Annotated in this window: 6 protein-coding genes; all 6 read right to left on the bottom strand. The window is 60.6% G+C overall.

The window, feature by feature from the left end:
- The coding region (locus tag VD811_13970) for a type II secretion system protein GspE (GenBank protein HXV22090.1) at positions 1-521 on the bottom strand (521 nt) is incomplete at its 3' end.
- 76 nt (positions 522-597) lie between these two features.
- Entirely contained in the window at positions 598-1,461 is an 864-nt protein-coding gene (gene aroE, locus VD811_13975) for a shikimate dehydrogenase (protein ID HXV22091.1), read from the bottom strand.
- Positions 1,462-1,565: 104 nt separating this feature from the next.
- Positions 1,566-2,537 (bottom strand): bifunctional riboflavin kinase/FAD synthetase, encoded by a 972-nt coding sequence (locus VD811_13980; protein ID HXV22092.1) that lies wholly within the window; start codon positions 2,535-2,537, stop codon positions 1,566-1,568.
- A gap of 20 nt (positions 2,538-2,557) precedes the next feature.
- On the bottom strand, positions 2,558-4,780 hold the full coding sequence (gene rnr, locus VD811_13985) for a ribonuclease R (protein ID HXV22093.1): 2,223 nt from the start codon (positions 4,778-4,780) through the stop codon (positions 2,558-2,560).
- Positions 4,781-4,782: 2 nt separating this feature from the next.
- Positions 4,783-5,823 carry a ParM/StbA family protein gene (locus VD811_13990; GenBank protein HXV22094.1) on the bottom strand — a complete coding sequence of 347 codons (1,041 nt, stop codon included), beginning with the start codon at positions 5,821-5,823 and terminating at the stop codon, positions 4,783-4,785.
- Between the two features lie 120 nt (positions 5,824-5,943).
- Positions 5,944-6,534, bottom strand: a 591-nt coding sequence (locus VD811_13995) for a DUF1015 family protein (protein HXV22095.1), incomplete at its 5' end; no start/stop codon positions are given.

Here is a 6,534-nt window from a genome sequence, read left to right on the forward strand (position 1 = left end):
TTCTCCAGATCCCGTACGTCGACATCCTCCCCCTCATCGACCAGTTCGAGGTCAATATCGTCGAGGCCGCCCATCACCTCGTCGAAGGAGGCGCTCTGGTCGTAGTACTTGTCGATAGACTGCTTGATGGAGGCTTCCGGGGCGACGACCACCTCGACGTTGTACCCCGTCATGAATTTGATGTCGTCGATGGCGAAGATATTGGAGGGATCGCTCATGGCGACGATGAGCGTCGAACCGGCCCGGTTGATGGGGATCACCTGGTATTTCTGCGCAACCTCGGTGGGAACCAGCTTGATAACCGTGGGGTCGATCTCGAATTCGGAAAGATTGATGGACGGAACGCCGTACTGCCGGGAAAGAAACGCCGCCAGCTCATCCTCATGGAGAAAGCCGAGCTTGATCAGGCTGGCGCCGAGGCGACCTCCCTGAACCCGCTGCTCCTCCAGGGCCTTGGCCAATTGCCCCTCATTGATCAGCTTGTTGCGAACCAGCAGTTCTCCGAGCCGATTGCTTGTCATCTTATTGACAGATCTCCTGAATACGGAATTTCACGCAGCTTAATCAGAGAAGAGCAACCCTGTCAAGCAAAGGGCCTCAAACCTCAGCGTATTCGGCCAGCAGCCGGGCCTTCATCAACCCGGCAGGAGAGCGCCGGCCCGTCCAGAGAAAGAAAGCCTCCTCGCCCTGGGCCGCCAGCATGCCGAGGCCGTCTACCGCCTGGTGGCCACGAGCCTGGGCTGTTCGCAATAGAGGCGTTCCCTGCCGGCCATAGATCATGTCGTAAACTTGAGCGCCCGGCACGAGGGCATCCCAGGGAAAATCGGTAAAGCCTTCCCCCTGCAAGCCAACGGCGGTGGTATTGAGCAGAAGATCAACCTGCGGCAGGGCAGCGGAAAGCTCCCCCGGGTCCAGAGAAAAAGCAGCAAGTTCCGTGCCTTTTAAAACATCGTTGAACTCGCCAGCCAACACTTCCGCCCGATTGCGGGTCCGGTTGGCGATAGCGATCCAGGCGGCGCCGGCCTTGCCCAGCGCCATCAAAGCCGCCCGGCAGGCCCCGCCTGCCCCCAAAAGCAGGATGCGCCGACCGGAGGGGTCGAAGCCCAGGTCCTCGGCCAACGAGCGCAGCAGTCCGGGGGCGTCGGTATTGTATCCGGTCAGCACGCCGCCACGGTTGACGATGGTGTTCACCGCCCCGATCAGACGAGCGTCCGGATCGACCGCATCGAGTAAGCGGATCACCTCTTCCTTGTGCGGAACCGTTACGTTCACCCCCCACAGGTCGAGACTGCGGATGCCTGCCACGGCCGCCTTCAGATTTTCCGGTTTGACATGAAAAGGGACGTATATCGCGTCGATTCCGGCGCGGCCCAGCGCCTCGTTCTGCATGAGCGGCGACAGCGAATGGGCGACCGGGTCGCCGAAAATACCGAGGATGCGGGTAGTACCGCGAATGTTCATGAATTCCGTCACGCTCTGTCCTGCAGGTCCTTTTTGCCCTTCGACCTACATTGATCTGAAGACTCAAACCTCAAGATTCAAGCCCTTCCTATGGTCTCACGCCTTCAAACCTTCATCCCGCAATCGAGATAATCCCGGTATTCGATGATCCGGGTAGCGGCAAGAATCTGCCGGGCCCGGGTGATATCGGCTTCGATGGCCTGATGCAGTTCCGCGGGAGAGGGGAAGCGCATTTCATCTCGCAGACGCTCGACGAAGTACAGTCGCAGGGTCTCACCATAGATTTGCTCATGAAAATCGAGCAGGTGAACCTCGACGGACAGTCCCTCCCGGCAGAAAGTCGGGTTGCAGCCAATATTGACCACGCCGTCGAATTGACGGTCGGCGAGTTTGACTTTGACGGCGTAGACACCGGCACGGGGGAGAATCTCCTTTTCGGTCGCCAGGTTGGCCGTTGGAAAACCCAGTCCCTTGCCACGCTTGTCGCCGTGCACCACCTCCCCCTGAAGGGAAAAGTGGCGCCCGAGCAGACTGACCACAGCACGGACCTCGCCATCCATGAGCATCCGGCGAATTCGGGACGAACTGTAGACCTCGCCCTGGCCGACAATCGGCCCGAGCACCTCGACTTCGAAGCCCAGAGTTTCGCCCTTGCGCCGGAGAAACTCGGCGTTTCCCTCGCGATTGCGACCGAAAGCATAATCGTAGCCGACGACGAGATGGCGAACCCCGATTTTTTTCACCAGGACTTCCTCGACAAAACGGTCAGCAGAAAGCGTCGCTGTTTCGAGGGTGAAGGGAGCGCAAATCAGCACGTCGATGCAGGAGGCCTCGATCAGCCGTTCCTTTTCTGCGTAGGTATTGATCAGGCGCGGAGCGCGCTCCGGCGCCAGAACCTTGAGGGGGTGCGGAACAAAAGTGTAAACGACCGACACCCCGCCTATTTCCCGGGCCATGCTCACCAGACGGCGAAAAATCTCACGGTGACCGAGATGGACTCCGTCGAAGTTGCCGATGGTCACCACGGCATTCGGCAGGGGCGCGATGAGTTCGTTGAGGTCGCGAATTATTCTCATTTCATCCTGAAATTGACAGCTTATCCCGGCCGACGGGGCTGTTTCCTTTTGCCACTCTTTTTTGCACTTGGAGCTTGGACCCGGGACTTTGGACCCCTGACCCCGGGTTTTGCTTCATCATCCGCCAGGACGAAATCAATCTCCCGCCGATCGAGGTCGACCTTTGCCACCGTGACCTGCATTGCGTCGCCGATTTGAAAAATTCGGCGGCGATGCTGACCGACCAGGCGGTGCAGATCTTCTTCGAACACATAGAAGTCGTCCGCGATGCTCGATATATGCACGAGGCCCTCGACGAACAGGTCCTTGAGTTCCACGAAAAAGCCGAAGGGCTGGACACCGGAAACAAAACCGGCGAAGACTGCTCCCACCTTGTCGGCCATGAACTGGCATTTCTTCAGGCTGACGATCTCCCGCTCGGCCTCCATCGCCCGCCGCTCCCGCTGCGAGGTGTGCTCCCCCATGGCGGGCAGGACTTCCTGCAGACGAGCTTTGCGTTTTTCCGGCATTTTCCCCGCCGTGAGCACTTGCCGCAGAACCCGATGGACCACCAGGTCGGGATAGCGCCGGATCGGTGACGTAAAATGACAGTAGAGGTCCGCGGCAAGGCCGAAATGCCCCACGTTCTCCGGCGAATATTGCGCCTGTTTCATGCACCGCAGCAATACCTGATTGATCATCCGCTCGTCCGGCTTCCCCTCCAGCCCGGCAAGCAGCTCCTGCAGTTTGCGCGGGTCGACGCTCCCCTTTTCGAGGGAAATCCCGTAATTGAAGTGGCCGATGAATTCCTGGAAGGACTGCAGCTTCTCCGCCGAAGGCGGCTCGTGGACCCGATAGAGCAAGGGGGCGCCACGGCCGGCCAAAAAAGTCGCCACCGCCTCGTTGGCCGCCAGCATGAATTCCTCGATAAGCCGGTGGGCCAGATTCCGCTCGGCCCGCACGATGTTCTCCGGACGGCCCTGCAGGTCGAGAACGATCTCGGCTTCGGGCAGATCGAAATCGAGGCTGCCGCGCTGACGGCGCATCGCCGTCAAGCGTTGGGCCAGTTCGGCCATCACCAGCAGATGGGGATAAATCTCCGGATAGCGGGCGATCGGCGCCGGCTCTTCCTGCACGACCATCGCGGCGACCTCGGTATAGGTCAGGCGCGCCCGACTGCAGATCACCGAGGGGTAAAAACGGCTCTCCAACCGGTGACCCTGCCGGTCGAAGAGCATTTCGGCGGTCATGGCCAGCCGCTCGACATTCGGGTTCAGCGAGCAGATGCCGTTGCTGAGTTTTTCGGGGAGCATGGGGAGGCACTTGCCGGGGAAATAGACACTGGTGGCCCGCTCGTAGGCCTCCAGATCGACCGGACTCCCCTCCGCGACATAATGCCCGACATCGGCGATGGAGACCCAGAGGCGGATCCGCCCATCCTCCTCGCGGCGCACGGATACGGCGTCGTCGAAGTCCTTGGCGGTCTCCCCGTCGATGGTCACTGTCGGCAGCTGTCGTAAATCTTCGCGCCCCTGCCGGTCAGCCTCTTCCACCCGCTCGGGAACCGTGGCCGCGGCAGCCAGAACCTCTCCCGGGAACTCGACCGGCAGGCCGTACTTGTGGGCAATGATCAGAATCTCGACTTCCGGGTCGGCCGGGTCGCCAAGGACCTCGACAATCGTCCCCTCGGCGCTGCGGTTCCTGCCGGGGTAGGTATCGATGCGGGCGACCACCATCTGGCCAGGGCGGACCTGGCGGGCGGTGCCCCTGGGGATGAGCAGGTCGGTACCCAGGCGCGGGTCGGCCGGCACCACGTAGCCGAAACGGCGCCCGGCCTCGAAACGGCCGACCAGCGTCCGGTGCGCCCGCTCCAGCACCCGGATGATCCGCCCCTCCGGACGGCCGCTGCGCAAGCCATGTTCCACCCGCACCACCACCCGGTCGCCATTCATGACTTCGCGCATGAAACGGGCAGGGATGAAGACGTCCGCGCCCTCCCCGCGCGCCGGTGAGACGAACCCGTAGCCGTCGCGGTGCGCCGAAACAGTGCCGGTGACCAGGTTGATCTGCCGGGGCAGCGAGTAGCGATCCCCCTTGATATGCACCAGGACACCCTCATCGACCAGAGAGCGGAGCAGACGCATGGCCGCCTGGCGCTGCGGCCTGGAGAGGGAGAATTGCTCGAGGATTTCCTGCGCGGTCAGCGGGTGGCGCGCCTGCTGCTGCAGAAACTCCAGGATGTCGATCGGGGACAACTCCTTCATGGTCAACTCGCGGGCGGCGAGGGGATGACACCGCGCGCCCAGAGATGCTTGCCGAATTTCCAGTAGCCCTGCACGTTGCAGAGACGGGCATCCTTACTCGGGTCGACGGGGAGCACGTGGCCGTTGAGCAGAGGCGTGAGATACCTGGCGAGGACGGCACCGCCGCCGCCGGTGATGACCATCGCATCCATATCCCAGTCGTCGGCCCACAGCCGCTCGACCTCGTTGGCCACGGCGCCGGCGAGCTGACTGAAGACCTGTTCGGTCAGCACCTTCAGGTCGTATTCCTTGCCGCGGATCTTGATCGAACCCCGATCGACGGCATCGTAAAGCCGGTATAGTTCGACGCTGACCCCGCTCTTCTCACGCAGTTTGGTGGCGATGACGTTGAAGGCCCGGGCGATGCCCGAATCGGTTGTGCGGCTCCCCCGTTCCGAATAGCGCATCTTGTCGGAAATGGTGTAATCCGAGGTCCGGAAACCGACGTCGATGATGCCGACCTTCTCCTTGACCAGGCGCTTGTCGCCAAGGTCGCCGAGGTCGTTGAGCATCAGGTTGAACATCGAACCGAACGGCTGGGGGATGACGCGAATCTTGTTGATGTTGATCACTTTCTCCTGCCGCTTGCCGGCAGCATCGAGCAGGGCCACCTTGTGCTCGCCCTGCAGAATGCGGGCGAGTTCGTCCTTGTGCTGGCGGTAATAGCCGATCGGCAGACCGGTCACCAGATTAATGGGGATGAAACCTCCCACCAGGCGGGCGGCGGCAGTCAATGCCAGGTTTTTGGCGAACTGGGCGATGAACTGGGACTGGTCGAGAGTGAAAAACCGGACATTGCTCTGGCGTTCGGCCAGTTCGCCGACAAACCAGGACTTGCCGTCGACCTCCACCTGCAGATGGTCATCGCCGGTGGCACTCGCCAGGACCTGTTCCTGAAACTGGATGTCCGTCGCCTCCCCGAGCACGGACTTGAAAACCAGGAAGTCCCTGCCATTGGTCGCTTTGGTAAAACCGAAACCTATATCGATACCGAGAATTTCCACGAAACCTCCTGAATTCAGGCGCGAGGCCCAAGGCACTAGGCAAAAGGCTAAAGGAACGAGGCTGGGGAAAAACCGCTTACCCTGGTCTTTGGGCCTTTTGCCTCGTGCCTTTAGCCTGCTTTATTCCGTCACCTTCTCCCCTTCCACGATCTTGCTGAACACCAGACCGGTGAGGAGCTTGGGGTAAAAGTAAGTCGATTTCTGCGGCATCTTCTCGCCAGCGTTGGCCACGTCGCGCACCTCGCTCATGCGGGTGGCGTTCATCAGGAACGCTGCCTGAGCCTGGCCGGCGAGCACCTGCTCAAACGGCTCATCAAAGTTTTTTACGTACTTCAGATGAGACTGCTGTTCCTGCGCCTCGGCAGTGATGCCGAGAACCTTCTCGAAGATGAGCTGATGGAGAATGGAGACATCCAGCGTTCGCAGGGCCTTCGGGGTCTTCGGGTCGAAAAAGCGGTCCATCACCTTTTCATCGCGCAGGGAGAGATAATAAATTATTTCACCACCTGCAAAAAGGGCCAAGGTACGTCTTGCCCTTCCCTTTTCCTTTAGAACCCGTCGTATCTCTTTACGGGCTTCTGCGTCTGTCGGTGCAATCGTCTGCGTCTCGATTTCGAACCACTCGCCCAAAGCATCCAGAAAAGGCTCCGGGCTGAAATCGGACAGATTGCAGAGCAGCCGGTGCGTCGGGAAAATCAGTACGCCCTGGTC

The organism is Desulfuromonadales bacterium, from assembly GCA_035620395.1.
Classification (GTDB): Bacteria; Desulfobacterota; Desulfuromonadia; order Desulfuromonadales; family DASPGW01; genus DASPGW01.

What these genes read in the sequence shown, in the direction of transcription:
- rnr (HXV22093.1), bottom strand. Translation starts at nt 4,780, where the DNA reads ATGAAGGAGTTGTCCCCGATCGACATCCTGGAGTTTCTGCAGCAGCAG.
- VD811_13980 (HXV22092.1), bottom strand. Translation starts at nt 2,537, where the DNA reads ATGAGAATAATTCGCGACCTCAACGAACTCATCGCGCCCCTGCCGAAT.
- aroE (HXV22091.1), bottom strand. Translation starts at nt 1,461, where the DNA reads ATGAACATTCGCGGTACTACCCGCATCCTCGGTATTTTCGGCGACCCG.